Annotated in this window: 14 protein-coding genes, 1 other RNA gene and 1 pseudogene; 11 read left to right on the forward strand and 5 right to left on the reverse strand. The window is 57.3% G+C overall.

The genetic code is table 11. From position 1 onward, the window contains the following. Positions 1-2: 2 nt before the first annotated feature. Both A4E33_RS02320 and A4E33_RS02325 read left to right on the forward strand, forming a co-directional pair. The gene (locus tag A4E33_RS02320; protein ID WP_292346027.1) at positions 3-2039 is read left to right on the forward strand and encodes a type B DNA-directed DNA polymerase; all 2037 of its coding nucleotides are present in this window, start codon (positions 3-5) and stop codon (positions 2037-2039) included. A gap of 119 nt (positions 2040-2158) precedes the next feature. Continuing rightward, positions 2159-3589 carry an aldehyde dehydrogenase gene (locus A4E33_RS02325; protein ID WP_292346028.1) on the forward strand — a complete coding sequence of 477 codons (1431 nt, stop codon included), beginning with the start codon at positions 2159-2161 and terminating at the stop codon, positions 3587-3589. Positions 3590-4072: 483 nt separating this feature from the next. On the opposite strand, the gene A4E33_RS02330 is transcribed toward A4E33_RS02325, so the two are convergent. Beyond that, positions 4073-5098, reverse strand: a complete 1026-nt coding sequence (locus A4E33_RS02330) for a hypothetical protein (RefSeq protein ID WP_292346030.1) — start codon at positions 5096-5098, stop codon at positions 4073-4075. Between the two features lie 325 nt (positions 5099-5423). Next, an RNA gene (rnpB, locus tag A4E33_RS02335) (RNase P RNA component) lies at positions 5424-5760 on the reverse strand. A 130-nt stretch (positions 5761-5890) separates the two neighbouring features. Between rnpB and A4E33_RS02340 the strand changes: the two genes are divergently transcribed. From A4E33_RS02340 to A4E33_RS02375, 9 genes and pseudogenes are all read left to right on the forward strand, one after another. Next, complete coding sequence (locus tag A4E33_RS02340; protein WP_292346031.1) at positions 5891-6466, forward strand: TIGR00296 family protein; 576 nt, start codon at positions 5891-5893, stop codon at positions 6464-6466. A gap of 48 nt (positions 6467-6514) precedes the next feature. Then, positions 6515-7969 carry a tRNA guanosine(15) transglycosylase TgtA gene (tgtA, locus tag A4E33_RS02345; RefSeq protein WP_292346033.1) on the forward strand — a complete coding sequence of 485 codons (1455 nt, stop codon included), beginning with the start codon at positions 6515-6517 and terminating at the stop codon, positions 7967-7969. After that, positions 7956-9590 (forward strand): archaeosine synthase subunit alpha, encoded by a 1635-nt coding sequence (gene arcS / locus A4E33_RS02350; RefSeq protein ID WP_292346035.1) that lies wholly within the window; start codon positions 7956-7958, stop codon positions 9588-9590. Before tgtA ends, arcS begins: the two co-directional genes overlap by 14 nt. A gap of 87 nt (positions 9591-9677) precedes the next feature. Further along, on the forward strand, positions 9678-10862 hold the full coding sequence (locus A4E33_RS02355) for a Re/Si-specific NAD(P)(+) transhydrogenase subunit alpha (RefSeq protein ID WP_292346036.1): 1185 nt from the start codon (positions 9678-9680) through the stop codon (positions 10860-10862). Continuing rightward, positions 10859-11170, forward strand: coding sequence for an NAD(P) transhydrogenase subunit alpha (locus A4E33_RS02360; RefSeq protein WP_292346037.1), 312 nt, complete (start codon positions 10859-10861; stop codon positions 11168-11170). The genes A4E33_RS02355 and A4E33_RS02360 overlap by 4 nt, the downstream gene beginning before the upstream one ends. A 1-nt stretch (position 11171) precedes the next feature. Then, positions 11172-12557, forward strand: coding sequence for an NAD(P)(+) transhydrogenase (Re/Si-specific) subunit beta (locus tag A4E33_RS02365; RefSeq protein WP_292346038.1), 1386 nt, complete (start codon positions 11172-11174; stop codon positions 12555-12557). Positions 12558-12653: 96 nt separating this feature from the next. Next, on the forward strand, positions 12654-13097 hold the full coding sequence (locus tag A4E33_RS02370) for a hypothetical protein (RefSeq protein ID WP_292346040.1): 444 nt from the start codon (positions 12654-12656) through the stop codon (positions 13095-13097). Positions 13098-13331: 234 nt separating this feature from the next. Further along, positions 13332-13400: pseudogene (locus tag A4E33_RS14685) on the forward strand (zinc-ribbon domain-containing protein); the annotation flags it as partial. Between the two features lie 114 nt (positions 13401-13514). Next, on the forward strand, positions 13515-14108 hold the full coding sequence (locus tag A4E33_RS02375) for a hypothetical protein (protein WP_292346041.1): 594 nt from the start codon (positions 13515-13517) through the stop codon (positions 14106-14108). 79 nt (positions 14109-14187) lie between these two features. Here the strand turns inward: A4E33_RS02375 and A4E33_RS02380 are convergent, their stop codons facing one another. The 3 genes from A4E33_RS02380 to ppk1 are packed head-to-tail and all read right to left on the reverse strand — an operon-like array spanning position 14188 to position 19464. Further along, positions 14188-15765 carry a Ppx/GppA phosphatase family protein gene (locus tag A4E33_RS02380; RefSeq protein WP_292346043.1) on the reverse strand — a complete coding sequence of 526 codons (1578 nt, stop codon included), beginning with the start codon at positions 15763-15765 and terminating at the stop codon, positions 14188-14190. Continuing rightward, positions 15762-17324 (reverse strand): CHAD domain-containing protein, encoded by a 1563-nt coding sequence (locus tag A4E33_RS02385; protein WP_292346045.1) that lies wholly within the window; start codon positions 17322-17324, stop codon positions 15762-15764. The genes A4E33_RS02380 and A4E33_RS02385 overlap by 4 nt, the downstream gene beginning before the upstream one ends. Positions 17325-17361: 37 nt before the next feature. Beyond that, positions 17362-19464 carry a polyphosphate kinase 1 gene (gene ppk1, locus A4E33_RS02390; RefSeq protein ID WP_292346046.1) on the reverse strand — a complete coding sequence of 701 codons (2103 nt, stop codon included), beginning with the start codon at positions 19462-19464 and terminating at the stop codon, positions 17362-17364. Positions 19465-19581: the final 117 nt, after the last annotated feature.

Here is a 19581-nt window from a genome sequence, read left to right on the forward strand (position 1 = left end):
GGATGTGGATCCTTGACTCTGTCGGACGGGACGGGGTTGACCTCTGGTACCGCGAGGGCAGTGTGAAATGCCGGCATTATGATTATGACCCGCCATTCTACCTCTGGCTGCCCGACCCGTCGGCATACCACGAGATGATCGATGCACTCGGGGAACAGTACCGTGCCGGAACCTGCACATTCAGGACCCTGTCAGGGGACCTCAGCGGGTTCAGCGTCCATGCCGGCCGTTCCGTTGCTGAAGCGATCGAACAGCAGACCTGCGGGGATGCGCAGCTCTTCAATGTGGACGTACGGCGTGACCAGCGGTTCATGGCAGAGCAGAGGATTTTTCCCTGCGGAGAAACGGGCGGGTCCCGTTTCAGCCCGGATTTCCCGCATGATCTCCGGCAGGTGGAGATCCGGATCCATGACAATCCCGTGCGCTCCGCGATATGCACCGATGTCAGGCTTATCCACGAACGCACGGAAGTCCTGCAGGGAACCGGCCAGAGCGTCATTACGGATCTCTTCTCGCTCCTGGAAGCCATCGATCCCGACGTGATCCTGATGTCGCAGGCCGACCTGTGGATGCCCAGGTTCCAGCGGTATGCCGGGAGCAGGGGACTTGCCATGCCGTTTTCGCGCACCGGGAAGTACCGCCGGATGGACTCCCGCTCGTACTGGAGTTACGGCAGGATGGAACACAAGGACGCGGCGCTCATACCGGATGGCAGGGTGCTCATCGACACCGACCAGTCGTTCATGTACCGCGAGGGGGGGCTTGACGGGGTGCTCATGGCAGCGCGGCTCTCCGGTCTTTCACCCAACCTTGCATCCCGGTTCACCCCGGGCACTCTCATCAGCAGCTATGAGGTCTATGAAGCCGTACGCCGCGGGATTGTCGTGCCATTCCGGAAAGCCGATGCGGAAAAGGTCAGGAGGTTTGCCGATCTTAAGGAAGCGGACCGCGGCGGGATGATGTTCCAGCCGGTTGCCGGTGTGTACGGGGATGTCGACGAGATAGATTTCACCTCCATGTACCCGTCCATCATCGTGAATTCCAATCTCTCTCCGGAATCGCTCGGCCAGACCGGCCGGGAAGGCTTCCTGGCATCCGTGCTCCGGCCTGTCGTGCTCCTGCGCAGGGAGACCAAAAAGAAACGAAAGGAAGATGCCCGGTATGCAGGTATCGACTCCCTGCTGAAATGGATGCTCGTCACCTGTTTTGGATATACGGGATACAAGAACGCAAAGTTCGGGAGGATCGAAGTCCATGAGGCGATTACCCGGAAGTCACGCGAGATCCTGATGCAGACAAAAGATCTTGCGGAGTCACGGGGTTTTTGCGTGCTGCACGGGATCGTCGACTGCCTGTGGGTCCGGGGTACCGGCATTGACGACCTGTGTGCAGAGGTGAACCGGATGACCGGCCTCTTTGTTGAGAGCGAGCATTTTGACTGGATTGTCTTCCTCCCCCTCAACGACGGCGGAGGAGCATACAACCGTTACTACGGCAGGCTGTCCGATGGCAGCATAAAAGTGCGCGGGATTGCCGCACGGAGGCATGATACACCGGAGTATATCCGCGCAATGCAGCAGGAGATGCTCGCACTCATGGCAACCGCCAGGGCACCTGCGGAACTGGGGGAGGTGCGTGACGGGGTGTACCGGGTCTACTGCAACGCGGTCCGCAACCTTCCCTTTGCACCGTTACCGTCACTTGCAATCAGCCGCAGGATCAGCCGCAAAACCTATGCCCACCGGTGTATCGAGGGTGCTGCTGTGCGGGCATACCGGGATGCAGGTGTTGACATCTCCCCGGGCATGAAGATACGGTACGTTGTCCGCGATGCACGCACGTACCGGGTCGATCCTGAATGGACTGCCGAACGGTTTGATCCCTCTTACTACCGGGGGCTTCTTGACAAGGCATGGAAAGAGATATCCTATGCCTTCCGGTGGGATGGAAATGATGTCTGCGGGGAGTGGAAAGCGCAGAAGGTACTGGAATCGCTCCACTCCGCCGGGCGACAGGAAGGATATATGCCGGAACGATGATTGCTCAAAGGGATGAACCGTCACTGCCATTGTCGCTGTGTCAGTGCCACCGCTATGACTATCTGGTATTTACCGGAATATCATGTACCGGAAAATTCCGGAAACGGGGGGACCGTGCAATGAAGATGCGAATAGGCGGAAAGGAAGTTGCACCTGCAGATGATGTGTGGATCGACGTGATAAACCCGGCAACCGGCGAACTCATTGACCGGGTTCCTGCAGGATCGGCCGGTGATGTGGCAGATGCGGTCAGCAGCGCTGCAGAGGCGTTTGACGGGTGGAAGAAGAAAGGAATGCGCGAACGGGGGATGATCCTCTTTCATGCGGCAGAAATAGTGCGGGAACGGCATAAGGACCTGGCACGGCTCCTGACTATGGAACAGGGAAAACCGCTCCGCGAGGCGATCGACGAGGTCCGGGGGTATGCGAATATCCTGGAATTTTATGCCGGGATCTCTGCACAACCGTCCGGGGATGCTGTACGGCTGGGCGCTTCCGGCGATGCCCTTGTTGTACGTGAACCTGTCGGTGTCTGCGGTGCTATCATACCGTGGAATATGCCGGTCCTGATCATGGGTTGGAAGACCGGGCCCGCCCTCCTTGCCGGCAACACCCTTGTCATCAAACCGGCGTCTTCAACTCCCCTCACCAGTCTCACCCTTGCAGCGATCCTTGACGAAGCCGGCCTCCCGCCGGGCGTCCTGAACATGGTCACCGGCAGGGGAGGGGATGTCGGTGAGGCGCTTGTCAGAAATCCCGGGATAAAAAAGATCTCGTTTACCGGAAACTGCACTACGGGTGAGAGGATACGCGAACTCGCCTCATCACACCTCAGGGACCTCACGCTTGAACTGGGAGGTTCCGACCCGATGATCGTCATGGACGATGCCGATATCGACAAGGCGGTCGAAGGTGCGCTGCGGGGACGGTTTTACAATGCCGGGCAGACCTGCACGGCCGTAAAGCGCCTGTATGTCCATGACCGGATTGCAAAGGAGTTCATTGCAAAACTCAAAACCCGGACTGATGCGCTGAATGTCGGGAACGGTCTTGGACCAAAAACAGATATCGGCCCCCTCAACAGCGCAGAGCAGCAGGAGCGAATTGCCCGGGCGGTTGAAAGGACACGAGAGCGCGGGGAGGGGACCGTCCTGACAGGAGGGGGTATTGTGCGGGGGAAGGCCTACGAGACCGGTCATTTCTATCACCCGACCCTGGTCACGGACGTTGCCCCTGACAGTTGTCTTGTCACGGAAGAAATCTTCGGCCCGGTCCTTCCGGTGATGAGCGTCCCGGACCTGAATACCGCAATCGCCTGTGCAAATGCATCCCGATACGGTCTCGGGGCATCGGTCTGGACAAAAAATATCAGCACCGTAAAAAAGGTGTTCGATGAGGTACAGGCCGGTATCATCTGGGTTAACCGTCACCTGACGGTCCCTCCGGAGGTCCCGTTTGGAGGAACCCGGGAGAGCGGGATCGGCCGGGAGAACGGCTATCATGCACTCGACCAGTATTCCCGGACAAAGACTCTTTTCCTCGGCTGGTAACCATACTCTGGAGAGATGGGCAGGGATGTGCATTCACTCCCTGAACATGAAAATTGTGCTCTTGAGAAATTCTGCCAGCAATGCGCTCGGTGGAATTATGCAGGTCATCCCCACACTCACTCGAAGAATGCTGATGCATTCTTCCCGATTTCACCGTCTGATGACTGCTCAATCAGCCCAAAGGGGCAGGCCCCCCTGACCCCGGATTCGATTTTTCAGAGATCCGTATTCGGCCATGCTCTTCGGGGCGAAGGTCGACAGATCCCGAGCACCCGCAGCCCCATCATTATCGAATACTACACGCTTGGGTTTTCTACTGAGCAGAAAATTGCATACACTCTTGATAATTAAAGGGATCCACACCACATACTAAGAACCAGATAGTTCGGTTCGTGATTCATTCCTGCCGGATGAAACACCTAACAGGGCACGACGGACCAATCTCTCAGTTCGGTTTTCCCTGACGTTGTCTCAAGAAAAAAATTAAAACCGTTTTATTACAATCGCACATATCAGCAGGGCCAGAATCGCAATCGTGCCCGGTAGCGGGGATTTCTGAGTGGTTGCAGGCGTTGTTGGGGGCGGGGTGGTGGTTGTCGGTACTGTTGTCGTGGCTGACGGTTCCGGCAATGTGGTGACGACCGGTGTTGCAGCCGGTTTCTCAATGATGTTGAAGTAGGTCGAGCCGGTCACATCAACGGTGATGCCGGTGACCCTGACGATATATTCATCCGGTATGAATGCCGTTGCATCCACATTGAATGACCAGTGGTTGTATCCCCCGTCTCCCTTCACAACCTTAACAATACCGGATGACCCGGAGAATTCACGGCTTTGTGATTTCTCCGTGGGCTTGAAGGAGGATGACGTGATGTCAATCATGAGTTCATCATCGGGTGCGAGATTGGTGGAACCCGAGATCGTGAATTTGTCCCCTACGTAATGATCTCCGATGGGATTGATGAACGCATTGGGCGGGGAGATGTAAAACGAATACTTCGCAAAGATATCATCGATATTCTGGTTGTTGATGGCATTGACCAGCGCCAGCGCGCTGTCGGGGCCCTGCAGGCTTCCCGCGCCGGAGATCGTGAAGATCGCCATACCTTTTCCCCCGCCCAGCTGTTTGTTGATGATCCTGCCGGTCGACGGGTCATAGATGATATCGAACTGGCCGTTCATCATCGGGTGCTGGACAAGGAAGAAGTATTCACCGGACGCCAGGTTCTGCGTATCTGCGGGTCTGAGTTCATATTCATAGGTATCGTCATCGTTCACTGCAACAGTGGTGACCTTGAGATAATTATGGCTGATGATCCAGAGCTGGAGGCCGTTGCGCGGGTGACCGGTTGCGATGCCATGGATAAAGACGGAATCCCCATTGGCAATCGTAACAGGACCTGACGACGCATCATACCTGGCAGCGGTGACAGGCACCGCGGCCAGGGCAAGGGTAAGGAGTATCAGGAAGGCACTACAGATTGTCCGTGATCCCGGTTTTCTCGTCATGGTTCAACCCCATTGGTATATATTGCCGGGTTTTGCGAGAAATACTTGTTGCGTTGATCTCCCTCAGAACACAATCGGGAAGCATTCGTTCATGGAATAATACCCGGAAATCCGGAAACGGGTTGCGGGTATCGGGGGTACCAATATCTTCCAGGACCCGTACAAGGAGAGAATCTATGGAATCTCCATCGCATGGTATGTCAGCGGAGCTTCCATGGATATCCCCGATACCTGGATTTGACAGTTCATTGCGGGCCGGAAAATGAATGCACCGGAAAAACAGGATACGGCCAAGCGTATCGGTAACGGTTTTTAGGAAAATGGTGAGTGGGAGGAGTAAGCCTCCTTCTGTTCTTGCGGCATTCAGCTCTGCGCCAAACCCGGACGGAGACCGGGCGTCCTGTTGTCCTGTTCTGGCTTGCACCCGCAGGGATTCGCCGTTTCATCGTATCCTGTTTGTTGACGCTCAGCGGGTTACTCGCACGAATACCCGTGCTTCTCGCCTTCCGGCTCGACCGCATCATGACTGAAAACAGGCCGTGTCGTTTCTGTTCCATTGCCGTGACTCTCGCCACCCGTACTTGCGTACGGCTGCGTGCCCGGTGGGTGGGGGGACTTTCCTCAGCGACTGTTACATCACCGTCGGCCGCTCTCTCCCTCTCGTACAGTAAATGGATATATGAACAGATAAGTGCAACGCCCGTTTACCGGTCGCAGGTACAGAACCTGAGGGTTCGATAGATTGTTAAGGCCGGGCACGCTAAGACAGTCACAAGCAAGGGGAATTATGCCATGCAGCTCACAGACGACGAGGGTGCCATGGCGGTTCGCTCTGCACGCGCCGCCATCGAACATGCAATAGCACGACGACCGGAATCACCTGCCAGCCTGACGCCGGTCTTCAATGAAAAACGCGGGGTCTTTGTGACGCTCACCAGGAACGGGAACCTTCGCGGGTGTATTGGTTTTCCCTATCCGGTTATGCCGCTTGGCGACGCAATTATTCACGCGGCAAAGGCTGCTGCGCTGGAAGATCCCCGGTTCCCGCCGGTTGTAAAAGACGAGCTTTCCGAGATATCACTCGAGGTGACGATCTTAACGGTTCCGGAACCGATTCCCGGCGACCCTGCCAGGCGTCCGGAAAAGGTCATCATCGGAAAACACGGGCTCATCGTGCGGGGTATGGGGACCAGCGGACTCCTGCTCCCGCAGGTAGCCACCGAGTATGGCTGGGATGCAAAGACGTTCCTCGATCATACCTGCGTGAAGGCGGGACTGTCCGGGAAATGCTGGACCAGCAGGAATATCGAAGTACTCATCTTCGAAGGCCAGATCTTCGCCGAGCACAAAAAATCCGAAAAGGCATAATGGTTTAACCTTATCGCAGCATATAGAAAGCGAACCGGGGATTGCGGTATGGGAATAGCATTCGAAAGTCTTGCCAGCGATATCGCAGGACGGAGCGGGAAACTGACCGTTGGAAAAAAGTCTATAAAAACTCCGGCTCTTCTCCCGGTCATCAACCCCCACCTCCCTCTGGTGACCCCCAATGAGATGCGGGCGATGGGGGTCGGGGCGCTCATCACCAATGCGTATATCTTTTCCCAGAGCAGGCAGTTCCGCGAACGCGCGCTGGATGAAGGCCTGCACAGGGTCCTTGATTATGACGGCATCATCATGACCGATTCCGGTTCGTTCCAGCTTTCGGTGTACGGGGAGGTTTCCATCACCAATACCGAGACCCTTGCATTCCAGAGAGACATCGGCAGCGATATCTGGGTGCCGCTCGATATCCCGACATCACCGGGATCCGACCGGACGACAACGGAACGGGAGCTTGCCATAACCATGCAGCGCCTCAGGGAGGCAAAAGAGGTATTCGGCAGCGATGCCCCTCTTGCCGGCCCGATCCAGGGCGGAATCTTCGACGACCTCCGCGAACGGGCCGGCCGCGATGTGACCGCCCTGGGTTTCTCATTCTGCCCGATCGGTGCAGTCGTACCGCTCATGGAGGCGTACCGGTACCGCGATCTCGTCAGCGTGGTGATGGCTGCGAAGAAGACACTCTCTCCTTCGGCATGCGTCCACCTCTTCGGCGCCGGCCACCCGTCCATGTTCGCCCTTGCCACCGCCATGGGCTGCGATCTGTTTGATTCAGCAGCATACGCGTTGTACGCAAAGGATGGCCGGTACCTTACGGCACACGGCAGCTACCGGATCAACGAGCTCACCGATCTCCCATGTGCCTGTGCGGTCTGCCGTTCACACACGGCAGAAGAACTCCGGTCGGACCCGGACCGCGAGCGTCTCCTCGCGCTCCATAACCTCCATGTCACTCTTGCCGAGATTTCCCGGATCCGGCAGGCCATTGCAGACGGGACGCTGTGGGAGCTCGTCGACGAACGGTGCCGGAGCCACCCGCAGCTCCTGTCTGGGTACCGGTCCCTGCTCGATCGTGCCCCGGAACTTGCACCATACGATGCAGTCTCCAAACGACGGTTCTTTTACCGGGGCGATGAGAGTTGCCGGCGGACGGAAGTCCTCCGGTATCAGGAGAACCTGTCCCGCATCCCCGTTGGGAAGAACGTCCTCGTGGCATTCGATGGCGGCGAGCGGGACGCGTTTGATACCACCCTGTTCTTCAAACCGCCTTTCGGGCCGTATCCCAGGGAACTGAAAGAGACATTCCCGATCGGGCCGTCGGAGATCCCCGAATGGGACGATGCCATGGTCCGCCAGGGATGCCGGGGAGTCCGGGTCCTCATGGGGAGTCATCCCGGGAGCAGGTTCACCGTTGTCTGCGGCCAGCGCTGGGTGCCGGTTGTCCGCGAAATACTGGGAGATATCCGGGTGATCCATGATGCGGATTAATTTCCGGAAACGTGACGGCCTTGCCCGGACGGGGATTCTCGAACCCGGTTCTGCCGGCCCGGTTGCCCTTCCCGCTGTCGTCGATCCTCAGGGATTATTTCCTGATCTTTCCATACGTTCCAATTCCAGCCTCCCGCTCTGTGCCCCGGCGGCACTCGTAGAAAAATTTCCACCACAGGAAGAAGACCAGCCGCTCACCATCCACCCGCAGATCGCAAGCCATGCGAAGAGCGGGGACTGCGTGATGGTTGCCAACTGGCATACCGCGTTCCTGAACCCGCGTAATTATACTGACTGGCTCATCGGCATGAAAGAGAAGAACCCGGGTGACACCCTGTGGTATGCCCCCGCATCCGCGTTACCGGCAAATGCCGCAATTCTCTGTTATTCCGGTTTTGATCTCTTCGATTATACCGCCGTTGACCTGAAGTCTGTGCAGGGCAGGTTCTGCACGCCGGAGGGGGACCTTCCATACGAGGCTCTGTCTCAGGGGATGTGCTCCTGCCCGGGCTGTAAAGCCGGGGATCTCCGGGAGCATAACCGCCATGCACTTCGGCAGGAGATTGCTCTTGTCAGCCATTTTATTGCAACGGGACAGCTCCGCGATCTCGTGGAAGCCCGCTGCCGCTTCGATGCCGCACATGTTGCCATCATGCGTCACCTTGACCGGAACTATGTGTGTATGGAACGGGCACAACCCATTGCACGGGCCGGTGTCATGCGGGCGAACTCCGCAGAGTCGATGCAGCGTGCGGAGGTCCGGCGGTTCGCGGAGCGGGTTGTTGAACGGTACATCCCGCCGAAGACCGATGTTGCTGTGCTCCTCCCCTGCTCTGCAAAAAAGCCCTACTCGCTCTCGCAGAGCCACCGGAAGTTCCAGCAGGCTGTCGGCGGCCGCGCCCATGAGCTTATCGTGACCTCCCCGCTGGGACTGGTTCCCCGTGAACTTGAAACGGTGTATCCGGCCGGGCATTACGACGTTCCGGTCACCGGGTACTGGGATGCCGAAGAATGCACCGTCATAGCCGGCATCCTCTCCCGGTATTTCCGGAAGCACCGGTACCGGCGCATCATTGCCCATCTCGAAGGCGGCGCGTTGCATGTGGCGCAGATGGCGGCTGACGACTGCGGGATCTCCCTTGAATATTCCTGTACCGGACATCCCACCGGCAGCACAGCGCTGAATGCACTCGATTCCGCACTGGCCGGTGAACGCCGGATAAAGGACGACAGGCTTCACGGCATGATCTCGTACCAGTTCAACTGCAGTGTCGATACAAAGGGAATAACCCTCCGGGGACATTTCCCCGAGGTCTTCTACAGCCGGAACAATGTCCAGCTCTTCTCCATTGATACCGGAACGGGGATGCTCCGGCCCACGCTGGACGGGTGGAACCTCATACCGGATGGCTACCGTGTCCATATTGACGACTTCATCCCGGAAGGCGATATCCTCGCACCCGGGGTAGTGTCTGCCGATCCTGCAATCCGTGACGGCGACGAGGTGCAGATCGTGGGTGCGCGTGTCCTCGGGACCGGACGGGCCGCCCTGCCGGCGGACGAGATGAAGCGCTGCCATCGCGGTGTTGCGGTCCGGGTGCGTAAGATAAAGAAGATCTAGGTCCAACCGATAGGGTACATTGCAAATTACCCATGGAGTGAAAAGGTTGTTCCGCGGCAGAGAAGCAGAACCGGCGGGGTGGACATAGTGAGTTCCCCCGGCACAGTACAGGAAACACAGAAGACTGCGCAGCCCGTGGTTATTGCTGTCCCGAGAGAATCCGCACCCGGAGAACAGCGCGTGGCTATCGTCCCTGACATCGTCCAGAAGATAGTGAAGGCCGGCCACGAGGTCAGGATCGAACACGATGCAGGAGCGGCTGCATACTATCCCGATGATCTCTATGCTGCTGCCGGTGCGAAGATCGTTGCCGGCAGGGCAGAACTGCTGAACGGAGCCCGGATCGTCCTGCGCGTCCAGCCCCCCACGGTTGCCGATATCGATCAGCTTGCCGAACAGACTGTCGTGATCGGTTTCATGAACCCGACCGGAAACCTTGCGGCGATTGCACGGATGCGCGACCGGAAAATTACGGCGTTCTCCCTTGAACTTGTCCCCCGGATCACCCGTGCCCAGAGCATGGACGCGCTCAGTTCCCAGGCAACCGCTGGCGGATATGTTGCTGCCATCCTCGGTGCCGAAAACTGCCCGAAGTTCCTGCCAATGCTGACAACCGCCGCAGGAACGATACGCCCGGCAACAGCCCTTATCCTTGGTGCCGGAGTAGCCGGGCTGATGGCAATCGCAACGGCCAGGCGGCTCGGGGCCATTGTCGAGGCCTACGATGTCCGGCGCGCTGCGGGCGAGCAGGTCCGGAGCCTCGGGGCAAAATTTCTCGAGCTCGAGATCAATGCCGAAGGCCAGGGCGGATATGCCCGCGAACTCACTGCCGAAGAGAAGGTAAAGGAACAGGAGATGGTCTCGGCTGCGGTTGCGCGGGCGGACATCATCATCACGACTGCGGCAATCCCCGGCCGGAAAGCACCCGTCCTCATTACGAAGGAGACCGTTGCACGGATGCGGCCGGGTGCCGTCATCATCGACATGGCTGCAGAAACGGGCGGAAACTGCGAACTGACGCAGGCAGGAAAGACCATCCGCGAGCACGGCGTCATGATCATCGGGCCGCAGAACCTGCCGGCCAGGATTCCGTTTCATTCCAGCCAGATGTACGCCAGGAACCTCCACGCGTTCCTTTCACTCCTCATCAGCAAGGACGGATCGCTTATCGGTGAATTCGGTGATGAGATCCTTGCAGCAAGCCTGCTGGTCCACAACGGAGAGGTCCGGTACGGGCCGGCACGCGATCTCCTGAAAGGAGGAAACCCATGACAGAACTTCCCATGATCTGGATCTCGATCTATATTGTCATGCTTGCGGCATTCACCGGCTACGTCCTTATCAGCAGGGTACCTTCCATCCTCCACACGCCCCTGATGAGCGGTTCGAACTTCATCCACGGTATCGTGCTGGTCGGCGCAATGGTGGCCCTCGGTCTTGCAGCAACCCCGCTCGAACAGGCAATCGGGTTTGTTGCAGTTGTCCTCGGTGCAGCGAACGTAACCGGCGGTTACGTTGTCACGGAGCGAATCCTCCAGATGTTTGACAAGAGCGGGAAGAAACCCAAAAAGGAGGCATAAGATGGCCGAATTCTCATGGCTTATCGACCCGGTCTATATTGTGACGATCTTCTTCTTCATTGTCGGGATGCAGCGGATGAGCCATCCCCTCACGGCCCGGAGCGGGATTGTCTGGGCAGGCGCGGCAATGCTGATCGCGACCCTTGTGACGTTCATCACTCCTGACCTCACGAATCTTGCCCTGATCGCCATCGCTATTGTCATCGGAGGAGGTTTCGGCTATATTGCAGCAAAACGCGTTGCAATGACCGATATGCCCCAGATGATCGCCCTCTATAACGGCATGGGCGGCGGCGCTGCCGCAGGGATCTCGGCAGCGGCGCTTCTGGGTACGCCGTCACCGGCTACGGCTGCTGTTGCCGTTGTAGGGGGACTCATCGGTGCGGTCTCGTTCTCGGGCAGCATCATCGCGTTCATGAAACTCCAGGGCTGGATGCGGCCCCGGCCCATCACGTTCCCAGGCCAGCAGGTCGTGAACATGGCGGTTCTCGCTCTTGCGCTTGTCTCCGGAATACTTATCATCCTGCAGCCGGCCTGGGTCCCGCTCTCCGTCTCGCTGTATCTCCCGTTGTTCTTCGTACTCTCGCTGGGATTCGGTATCCTCATGACCCTCCCCATCGGTGGTGCCGATATGCCGGTCGTCATATCGATGTACAACGCGTTCACCGGGCTTGCGGTTGCCCTTGATGGTTTCTCCTTTGCTACACCGAACTATGCTATGGTCATAGCGGGTATCATTGTCGGCGCAGCAGGTTCGCTCCTGACCCTCCAGATGGCAAAGGCAATGAACCGTTCGATCCCGAATGTCCTGTTTGGCGCGTTCGGCGCAACCGAAGAGGACAATGCCCGGATCAAGGGCAGCATGAAACCTGTCGAGCCCGACGACGTTGCTGTCATGCTGGCATATGCGGACTCGGTTATCATCGCCCCGGGGTACGGGATGGCGGTTGCCCAGGCCCAGCAGAAGGTCAAGGAACTCACCGATCTTCTCGAAAGCAAAAATATCCAGGTAAAATTCGCTATCCATCCTGTTGCAGGACGGATGCCCGGGCACATGAACGTCCTCCTTGCCGAGGCCGGCGTCTCGTACGACAAACTTTTCGACCGCGACGAGATAAACCCGGAATTTTCGGGAACGGATGTCGTTCTTGTCATCGGGGCCAACGATACGGTCAACCCGGCTGCCCACCGGCAGGGAAGCCCGCTCTTCGGAATGCCAATCCTTGATGTGGAACAGGCAAAGAACGTTATCGTCCTCAAGCGGGGCCAGGGCAGGGGATTTGCCGGAATCGAGAACGACCTGTTCTACCGTGACAATACGCGGATGCTCTATGGCGATGCGCAGGAAACCGTCGCAAAGCTTGTCCAGGCTGTCAAGAAGTTCTGAAAAGACCTCTGCCAGACAACAAATCAAAAATCTTTTTTACAGATATACCGATTTGTTCTCATGAGAAAAATAATTCCTGTGTGCATATTAGGACTCATGGTACTATCGGCTGGATGTACCTCCTATTTCTCCAACCTTACCGCAGCCAAAAAAAATCTCCAGCTGAACGAGTATGCTGTTTTTGAAAAAGAGGGGAATAAATTCACGGCCGAAATAACTGATATCAAAGGTGTTTCTTCAGGAACCCGCCTGAATCAGGTTGATATCACGATTCGGGTCAGGGGTGCCGGAAATAAACCGGTCTCTCTTGTAGCCTACCCGAGCCTTTCAGATCCTTCCGGAGAAGTATACTGGGGAAAGAACATCTTCATCGGCATGGTAAGTCCCGGCGGAGAATTTTCGGGAAAAAGTACCATCCCCATACCGACTGATGAGGCATTCAGTTCACTGAAGAAGGGCGCGAGACTGAATCTCCGGTTCCAGGATACGAAACTCATTCCCTATGAAGGGACGTGGGAAATCGATATCACGAAGATCTGATTTTTTTTTTCCATCAGATCCTGAAAAAAACCCGGATTTCCTTTTCCTGCAGTATCCACCAGGTCCCTCCGGATTTGGAGGACGTTAAAGAACCTGCGGATTCATCTTGTGTTTCGGGCTGATGACTCTCAAATATCGAAGAGCCTGCGGCTCATTCCTGTTTCGGGTGTCTGAAGACACCCTTACCATACCAAAACGATAAAGAACCTCATTATCGTAATCAATGGTGATCGTATGCCGTTCTGCACATCCTGTGGAAAAGAGGTTGAACCCGGGAAAAAGTTCTGTGAATACTGCGGAGCACCTGTTGAACAAACCCCTGCTGTTCCCCCGACGTATGCCGGACCGGTCCCTCCTGCTGCATCCCCCCCGTTCCAGGCGGCACCACCGCCACCCGCAGGAAAATCCGGGCATGGTATGCTCATTGCGGGCATCATCGTTCTCCTTGTTATTATCGCGGTGGTCTATTTTGTCGGACTTCCGCTGATAAGCGGGACACAGGGTACCGGCCAAGTGCAAAAACAACAATCCTTGGTCCAGACACCGTTTCAGACACAACCGCCGGCACAATACAATCCGGTGTATACTTCTCTTCCTGTTCCTGCAGACACTCCTTCCGCCAGTCACACGTACGAAGAAAAATACACGGAAACCTATAAGCAGGTCTATGCAATCAACCAGGAGTTCAATGGCCAGAAAGCTATCTTTTCCCAGGACCTGACATCCCCACCCCTGTATATCAAATTCAATATCACTCCACAGACCGAGATACGGGAGAAGGTCAACGATGTGGGGAACATGATCACAACGTCGTACATCAGCCCGAATTCATGGTTCAAAGTCAGCGTGTACGATGCCGGTAATGGAGGACTTGTCGAGCAGCAGGGATTCCAGAAAGGATTTGGTTCGGAAACCCGCCAGGAATTCATGGTGAGGGCCCCGGGTTCGTATCGTGTTGAGATGTCGGGCAATGCGGTTGTTGCAGATGTCCGGATTCTTACCGGAAAATAACCTGCCTGCTTCATTCCCCCGGATATACTGCTTTTTTTCAGACCGTGAATGGGACACCGGAGACAGGCAGTTCCGTCGTTCACTCTGCCCGGACCCGCTCGATCACGAGCTGCCGGCCGAAGGTCTTTAAAAACTCCTTCTTCTCTGCTTCGACACCCCAGATCTCGAGCTGGCAGTCCCCCCGTGCAATCACGTCGAGATGGACTGTCTCTTTGTCCGCATGACTGAATCTGACATGCTGGATCAGCGCGGTATGGCTCCTGTCAAGGCTTTCGCCAAGCCGGACAAACGTGCTCAGGATCCTCAGGACCTCCCGCTCGCGGGGTTCGAGATCCATGATCTCCGGGTCCTTCTTCCTTGGAGCACGTTTGCGGTGGAAACGGGCAATGTTGGCCATGAAGGTTATCTCCCGCTCATCAAAGCCCAGGAGTTCGGAATTTTTTATGATATAATAGGAATGGGCATGATGGTTCGTGTACGAGATGAATGACCCGATATCATGGAGGAATGTCGCGTACTCGACCAGTTCACGTTCATTGTCGCCGATATCGTGAAGACCCAGATCTTTTGCCGAATCGAAGAGCTCAAGCACAAGGGTGGTGACGGTCCGGGCATGGGCTTCGTTGATACCGCAGGATCTCCCCAGCTGAAGGACACTGCGCTCGCGTGGCGAGAGCTCCCCCAGCAGGGGAAAATCATCGATTCTCGAGAGATAATCGATCAAAAGCCCGTCCTGGAGGCTGCGGCCGGTGACCGTGATCGTATCGAGCCCGGTCTCTTTCATGAACGCTTCCAGTATCGCCGCACCGGCTATAATAATATCCGCCCTCTCCGGATTCATGCCGGGGACTTTCTTCCGCTGGTCAAGGGGAAGACTGCACAGCATCGCGATGACTTTCTGCAGGTCCTTCAGTGAAAGAATTTCCTCATCGCTCCCGCCATCGGCATTCCGGGTCTTTGCTGCTATCTCCGCAAGGTTCGTAATCGTGCCGGAACTGCCGATTCCCATAGCCGGTTGAAGCATTCGGACTTTTTTTACGCCATGGATAATTGCATCCCTGATATGGTGCTGGAGCCGCCGGTACTGGTCGGGACTGACCGGCCCTGTGTCATCCCGGGGGAGGTACAGGTTCGAGAGCCTGATAGCGCCGAGCCTGAAGCTGTTGAGGTACTGGTACGTCCGATCATTCCCGACCGCGATCTCGGTACTGCCGCCCCCGATATCGATAAAGAATGCCTGCCGTTCCTCCAGATGGAACCCGCTCGCGACACCAAGATAGATGAGCCGGGCCTCCTCCTGGCCGGAGATGACGCGGACATCGATCTGCGCCTCCTGCCGCAGCAGGTGAAGGATCGTTGTCTGGTTTGAGGCCTCCCTCATGGCAGAAGTCGCGACTGCGACAAACTCCTCGGTCGAGAATGTGCGCGAGAGCCCGGCAAATGTCCTGCACACCGTGACGAGCCGCTGGATGGCTTCCTCCCTGATCTCGTCGTCCTCAAACTCCCCTTCGCCAAGCCGCACCTGCTGTTTCTGCCGGGTCAGGATCGAGTACGAATGATTCGGGTTGAGCCGCACGACAAGGAGGCGGACGGAGTTTGTACCGATATCGATGAACGAGACGACCCTCCCGCTCTGGCCGATCTTCCGCCGTTTCATCGCACCACCGGCCGACTGTGGAACACCCGTGCAAAGAGATCTCCCTTGAGGCGGGCACGCTCCTTTTCTGCGGCAAGGTCACCAGCCCCTTCAACATCGATGAATACCTTGTCAGACACCAGCGTACAACGGATCGAACGGACTGCTCCGGAATGCATAAAATCGAGGCCGTCGGCAACCCGGAGCAATGCCGCAAGCGCGAGAGCCCGTTCCCGGTTCTCCGTTGTCAGCAGAGAGAAGAACGGAAGCGAGTCAGGGTCTGCCTGGCCGCGGTGGCAGGCGATAGCCAGACTGATGATAGCCCGTTCCTGGAGATCATACGGCAGGGTTTCATCGGTGAATACAATGAGCGCCCCGCGCCCGCTGTGGCCGTCTTTTCCGCCGGACCAGCCGGTATCATGGAGAAGCCCGGCAACCTCCAGCAGTGAACGGTCCCGGGATCCAAGACCATGCAATGACACGAGAGAATCAAAGAGTACGTGGGCAAGACGGGTCACGTGCCGGCTGTGTTCGGCAACATCGGGTACCTGGCCGGCAAGGGCTTTGACAGCATCCGGTATCCCGTCACTCTCCGGACGCGGAGGCGGGAGGAAAAGAGTACGGCGCCCGGTGTCAAGCGTCCGCAGGAGATCTGCCCAGAGGCCTGCACGGGAAAGCGATTCCCAGAACCGGACAAACCTCCGGTACATCTGCATCCGCGCTCCCTCGCGCTGCCGCAGGAATGTCCGGAGGCTGGCAAGCGTGGCCGGATCGGGTCGTTCGGAGCTGCGCGAACTTCGCAGGAGGGTGCGTTCGCGGAGAAGGATCTGGGAAACGTGGTCGATCCAGACATCGCAGTCATGGATATCTCCGAGCATTTCCTGGATCTTCTTGACCCGCACAAGCGGTTTTCTCAGACCGTTCCTGTACAGGGTACCATAGATCTCCATGGTATACCGGAGTTTTTTTGCCGCGATCCGGGTGGCATGGTGCTCGGCAACCGCTTCGGGGTGATGTATCCAGGGTTCATAATGCAGGAGGCGGGACAGCCTCCTGCTGATGCGGTATGCGGCAATGGCAGGAAGACCGTGCAGGGGAGGACGTCTCCGTGCAGCGCGGAGATCCAGGACCTGCCGGGAGAACTCCGTCTGCATTGCACCGGTTATACCGCTCTTCTCAAGCCCCCCGAGAGATACCAGCACCCGGTCCTGGATGCGCGAGCGTTTTTTCTGCAATTCTGCCAGGAGGTACCGGATCGCAGGAGATTCCGGCGGTTCAACTGCAGCATTCCGCAACCCCTGCCGCAGTTTTCCGGATCTGTCCTTCTTCTGGTGTTTCTGGAGGAACGCAATCTGGACATCGGTATCGCGTGCTTCCCCCAGCGCACGGGTGATTTTTGAGAGTTGCCGCATCCAGGCACGGTACTCTTTCTCCGGAAAACAGGGCTCGAAGAGCGGCAGCGCGGCCCGGAGCCTGCGGGAGGCCACACGCATGCGGTGGATATATTCAATGTCCTTTCCATCCTTCACGCCCGGGATCTCTCTGGTGAATGCTTCGAGAAGGGATGGAAGTTTCTGCATCCCGTACCAGCACCTGCCGGAACGGGAGACGGAATAATTACCGGGTGGGATCATACAGGGTGCCCCGGTGTTCGACAAACCATGTCTGGGCATTGAGGGGTTTTTCGTCAGATCCCGGCTGCCGGCGGGTATAAGTCCCGTCCGGCTGCATGGTCCGGACCTTGACGTTATCCCCGAGCTGGACGGGGAGAATCCGGGATTTGATGGCATCCCGGATAACCGGGGTCTCGACCGGGTACAGAACCTCGACCCTCCGGTCGAGGTTCCGGGGCATCAGGTCCGCGCTGCCGAGGAAGACTTCCTCGTTTCCGCCGTTCCGGAAATAATAGATCCGTGCATGCTCGAGAAACCTGCCGACAATGGCAGTAACCCTGATGGTATCGCTGATGCCGGGAATCCCCGGCCGCAGGCAGCAGATCCCCCTGACCTGCAGGTCGATCCTGACGCCGGCCTGTGAAGCGCGGTACAGCGCCTCGATGCAGATCGGGTCGACAAGGGCGTTCATCTTGAAGACGAGGTGCCCGTCGCCATGTTCCCGATGATGGCTGATCTCCCGGTCGATCCGGTCGATGATGCCCTTCCGGAGCGTGACAGGTGCAACGAGCAGTTTCCGGTACTGCTCGATCCGGGCATACCCGGTCAGGAAGTTGAACAGGTTTGCGACATCGTCGCCGATCGCCCGATCCGCGGTGAGCATCCCGAAGTCGGTATAGATGCGGCTTGTTGTTGCATTGTAATTTCCGGTGCCGAGGTGGACGTACCGCCGGATCCCGTCCTTTTCCCTCCGGACCACCATGCAGAGCTTGGCATGGACCTTAAGCCCGACCACGCCGTAGACAACATGGACACCGAGATGTTCGAGTGCCCGTGCCCAGCCGATATTGTTCTCCTCATCGAACCGGGCTTTCAGTTCGATCAGTGCGGCAACCGCTTTCCCGTTCTCGCGGGCTTCCATAAGGGCATTAACAACCGGAGAATTGGAGCCGACACGGTAGAGCGTGATCTTGATCCCCAGCACATCCGGATCGCGGGCAGCCTGCTGGAGGAAATTCACAACAGGTGTGAAACTGTCGTACGGGTGGTAAAGGAGAATGTCGTGGTCGCGGATTGCGGCAAAGATATCCTTTCCTTCCCCGAGCTCGGCTGCAACCGACGGGGCAAAGGGTATGTCCTTGAGATCCGGGCGGTCCAGCGACATGAGCTGCATGAGATCCGCCATGCCTACCGGGTGACCGATCCGGTAGATCATATCGGACGGCACTCCCAGTTTCTTCTCGAGCATGTGGCAGATGTTGTCGTGCATGCCGCATTCCATCTCGATACGGACCGGTTTTCCCCGGGCGCGCTGCTCCATGATCTCCTCGACCGTTGTCAGCAGATCAGAAGCTTCATCCACTTCGATCTCAAGGTCGGCATCGCGGGTAATCCGGAACGGGAACGATGCGATCACTTCCATGCCCGGGAAGAGCATGTCGAGATGGGCGGCGATGATCTCCTCAAGATAGATCAGGTGGACGTCCGCGTCCTTTCCTGTCCCGGCCGTGCCAGGGCCGGGTATGCGTACCAGCCGGGAGAAGAGGTTTGTCGGCACTTTTACGCGGGCGAAGTATTCCTTTTTTGCCGGATCGCGGATGACGATTGCGAGGTTGAGGGAGAGGTTTGAGATGAACGGAAACGGGTGCGAACTGTCGAAGGCGAGCGGGGTCAGGACAGGAAACACTTCGTTGACAAAGAAGGTGTGCATTGCGTCCTTCTGGGCATTCGTGAGGCCGCTGTACATGTGGATATGGATCCCCGCTTCATCAAGCCGGGGCAGGATTTCGTCGTGCCAGACCCTGTACTGCGTCTCAAGCTCGGGGATGAGCATTTTCCGGATGCCATCCAGCTGCTGCGACGGGGTCATGCCGTCAGGCGGCGATTTCAGGACGCCTTTTGCGAGCTGTCGCTGGAGGCCCGAGACCCGGATCATGAAGAACTCGTCGAGATTGTTGGCAAAGATCGCAAGGAACTTCACGCGTTCCAGCAGCGGGTGGGTCTCGTCGCGAGCCTCATCGAGGACGTGGCGGTTGAACCGGATCCAGCTCAGTTCGCGGTTTATGAAAAGGGAGGACTTGTCCATGATCGCCTGCTGTGAATCCATGCCGTTTCTCCATGCCTGTCATGCCATGACGCCCATCCGCGTCGGGGACACTTACAGAGATTGCCGTATGGTAAAATATATTCTTCTTTCTGTACAAGGGAGAGATACGGCGATCCG

It is taken from the genome of Methanoregula sp. PtaB.Bin085 (genome assembly GCF_002067035.1).
In the GTDB taxonomy this organism is placed as follows: domain Archaea; phylum Halobacteriota; class Methanomicrobia; order Methanomicrobiales; family Methanospirillaceae; genus Methanoregula.

Coding starts and splice junctions, on each gene's coding strand:
- ppk1 (WP_292346046.1), bottom strand. CDS start 19,464: ATGGATTCACAGCAGGCGATCATGGACAAGTCCTCCCTTTTCATAAAC.
- A4E33_RS02325 (WP_292346028.1), top strand. CDS start 2,159: ATGAAGATGCGAATAGGCGGAAAGGAAGTTGCACCTGCAGATGATGTG.
- A4E33_RS02360 (WP_292346037.1), top strand. CDS start 10,859: ATGACAGAACTTCCCATGATCTGGATCTCGATCTATATTGTCATGCTT.
- A4E33_RS02385 (WP_292346045.1), bottom strand. CDS start 17,324: ATGCAGAAACTTCCATCCCTTCTCGAAGCATTCACCAGAGAGATCCCG.
- arcS (WP_292346035.1), top strand. CDS start 7,956: ATGATGCGGATTAATTTCCGGAAACGTGACGGCCTTGCCCGGACGGGG.
- tgtA (WP_292346033.1), top strand. CDS start 6,515: ATGGGAATAGCATTCGAAAGTCTTGCCAGCGATATCGCAGGACGGAGC.
- A4E33_RS02320 (WP_292346027.1), top strand. CDS start 3: ATGTGGATCCTTGACTCTGTCGGACGGGACGGGGTTGACCTCTGGTAC.
- A4E33_RS02370 (WP_292346040.1), top strand. CDS start 12,654: ATGGTACTATCGGCTGGATGTACCTCCTATTTCTCCAACCTTACCGCA.
- A4E33_RS02365 (WP_292346038.1), top strand. CDS start 11,172: ATGGCCGAATTCTCATGGCTTATCGACCCGGTCTATATTGTGACGATC.
- A4E33_RS02380 (WP_292346043.1), bottom strand. CDS start 15,765: ATGAAACGGCGGAAGATCGGCCAGAGCGGGAGGGTCGTCTCGTTCATC.
- A4E33_RS02330 (WP_292346030.1), bottom strand. CDS start 5,098: ATGACGAGAAAACCGGGATCACGGACAATCTGTAGTGCCTTCCTGATA.
- A4E33_RS02375 (WP_292346041.1), top strand. CDS start 13,515: ATGCTCATTGCGGGCATCATCGTTCTCCTTGTTATTATCGCGGTGGTC.
- A4E33_RS02340 (WP_292346031.1), top strand. CDS start 5,891: ATGCAGCTCACAGACGACGAGGGTGCCATGGCGGTTCGCTCTGCACGC.